3 protein-coding genes are annotated in these 2,838 nt (G+C 65.1%); all 3 read right to left on the minus strand.

The window, feature by feature from the left end:
- On the minus strand, window positions 1–755 hold a 755-nt coding region (locus B6V75_RS18375; RefSeq protein WP_088720674.1), incomplete at its 3' end, for an ATP-binding cassette domain-containing protein.
- Complete coding sequence (locus B6V75_RS18380) at window positions 752–1,828, minus strand: ABC transporter permease (protein WP_075777671.1); 1,077 nt, start codon at window positions 1,826–1,828, stop codon at window positions 752–754. The genes B6V75_RS18380 and B6V75_RS18375, both read right to left, overlap by 4 nt.
- A 101-nt stretch (window positions 1,829–1,929) precedes the next feature.
- A partial coding sequence (locus B6V75_RS18385) for a sugar ABC transporter substrate-binding protein (RefSeq protein ID WP_088720675.1) occupies window positions 1,930–2,838 on the minus strand: 909 nt, incomplete at its 5' end.

Consider the following 2,838-nt stretch of genomic DNA (forward strand, 5'->3'; position numbering starts at 1 on the left):
GTTTTGGCGCCTGTCATGAAGGCGACGGCGTCCGACATCGAGTGTTGCTTCGGGTCGATGACGCAGAGCCGTTTGCCCAGCCGGTGGACGTGGATCCGGTCGGCGACCTCGAAGACATGGGGCATGTTGTGCGAGATCAGGATGATCGGCAGCCCTTTCGCCTTCAGATCGAGGATCAGGTTCAGCACCTGGCGGCTCTCCTTGACGCCGAGCGCCGCGGTGGGCTCATCCATGATGATCACCTTCGAGCCGAACGCCGCCGCACGCGCGACCGCCACGCCCTGGCGCTGGCCGCCCGAGAGGGTCTCCACCGCCTGATCGATGTCCTGAATGGTCATCAGGCCCAGATCGTTCAGCTTCTGGCGGGCGAAGGCGCGCATCGCGGGCTTGTCGAGCATCCGCAGCCATTTGCCCATCGCGCCCGGCTTGCGCAGCTCGCGCCCGACGAACATGTTGTCGACGATCGAGAGCGCGGGCGACAGCGCGAGCGTCTGGTAGACCGTCGCGATCCCGGCATCCTGCGCCTCGAGCGGGCTGCGGAAGCTGATCGGCTTGCCTTCGAGACGGATCTCTCCCTCGTCGGCGGAAACCGCGCCGGAGATCGCCTTGATGAGCGAGGATTTCCCGGCCCCGTTATCCCCGATCACGGCGAGGATTTCGCCCGGGTAGAGATCGAAGTCGCATTCGTCGAGGGCGGTGACGCGGCCATAGCGTTTGACCAGACCGCGCGCGGTGAGAATGGGCTCTTGCGTCATGCCGATACCTTTCTGATCCATTGGTCGATGGCGACCGCGATGATGATGAGCCAGCCGATCGCGAAGACCTGCCAGAGCACGTCCACATTCGCGAGCCGCAGACCGGATTGGAACACGCCCACGATCAGCGCGCCGAACAGCGCCCCGAGGATCGAACCGCGTCCGCCGAAGAGCGAGATCCCCCCGATCACCACGGCGGTGATGGAATGCAGGTTCGCCTCGTAGAAGGCCTGCGGCGAGATCGACCCGACCCGGCCGATCGAGGCCCAGGCGGCGATCGCACAGACGAGCCCGGCCATGCCGTAGACCGACAGCAGCGTGCGGTCGGTGCGGATGCCCGCAAGCTCCGCCGCCTCCTTGTCGTCGCCCACCGCGTAGACGTGGCGGCCCCAGGCGGTCTTGTTCAGCAGATACCAGAGCACCAGGAACACCGCGACCATCAGGATCGAGCCATAGGTCAGCCGGGCATTGCCCACCGCGATGGTGTTGCCGAAGAATTTCAGAAGCGGCGCGAACTTGTCGATATCCTGCGAGCGGATCGACTGCGCGCCCGACAGCCACAGGTTCAGCGCGTAGAAGATCGACCAGGTGCCCAGCGTGGTGATGAAGGGCGGCAGCTTCACCTTGGTCACCAGAAAGCCGTTCATCAGCCCCGCCCCGGTGCCGCCCGCGAAGGAGATCAGCAGCGCCAGCGGTGCCGGCACGCCCATGTAGACGGCGAGGTTGCCCGCCACGACCGACATCAGCACCATGATCGCCGCGACCGACAGGTCGATCCCCGCGGTCAGGATGATCAGCGATTGCGCCGCGGCGAGAATGCCGATGATCGAGACCTGCTGCATGATCAGCGTCAGGTTGAAGGCCGAGAAGAACTTGCCCCCCGCCACAAGGCCGAACACGGCGATGGACAACAGCAGCACGATCACCGGCACCATCGTCGGGTTGCCGTGCAGCCCGTGCTGGATCGTGCCGAGAAGCCCGCGTTTCTTTCCCTTGAAGGCCGCGACGGTCTTGTCGCTCTTATCGAGCTCGTGCTCGAAGGACTGGCCGCGAGGCGGAGCGGTCTGGGTCATGTCCGTCATCCTCTTTGTGCAATATGGGGTGAGGGGCCGTGATCCGGCCCGAAGAGGACGGGCCGCCGCGCGGGCGGCCCCTCCGATCTGTCAGGCGGGGATCAGCCCCAGCACTGCTTGAGGCCTTCCTCCGACGAGATCGAGTCGACCCCGTCGACCGGCTGGTCGGTGATCAGCGTCACGCCGGTATTGTAGAAGTCGAGACCTTCGGAGTTCTGCGGCTTGGTGCCGTCCTTGGCGAAAGCCGCGATCGCCTCGATGCCCATCGAGGCCATCTTCAGCGGGAACTGCATCGAGGTCGCGCCGATGATGCCTTCCTTGACGTTCTGCACGCCCGGGCAGCCACCATCGATCGAGACGATGATCGCCTGATCCTGCATGCCGACCGATTTCAACGCCTCGTAGGCGCCGGCGGCGGCGGGCTCGTTGATCGTGTAGACCACGTTGATGCCCGGATCCTTCTGCAGAAGGTTCTCCATCGCCGTGCGGCCACCCTCTTCGTTGCCGTTGGTCACGTCATGGCCGACGATGCGCGGATCGTCTTCGTCGCCGATCTTCTTGGGGTCTTTGACGTCGATGCCGAAGCCCTTCATGAAACCCTGATCGCGCAGGTAATCGACCGAGACCTGGCTCGGGTTGAGGTCGAGGAAGGCGATCTTCGCGTCCTTGGCCTTGTCGCCCATCTTCGCATTGGCCCATTGCCCGATCAGCTCGCCGGCCTTGAAGTTGTCGGTGGCGAAAGTCGCATCGGCGGTGTCGGCGGGCTCGAACGGGGTGTCGAGCGCGATCACCAGCGCCCCCGCGTCGCGCGCTTTCGTCACCGCCGGCGCCAGCGCGCGGCTGTCGGACGGCGTGATCAGGATGCCCTTGGCGCCCGCCGCGATGCAGCTCTCGACCGCCGCGACCTGGCTTTCCACGTCGCCGTCGAGCTTGCCCGCATAGGTGTTGAGCTTGATGCCCATCTCCTCGGCTTTCGCCGTCGCACCCTCCTTCATCTTCACGAAGAACGG

It is taken from the genome of Thioclava sp. F1Mire-8, from assembly GCF_002213165.1.
GTDB lineage: Bacteria > Pseudomonadota > Alphaproteobacteria > Rhodobacterales > Rhodobacteraceae > Thioclava > Thioclava nitratireducens.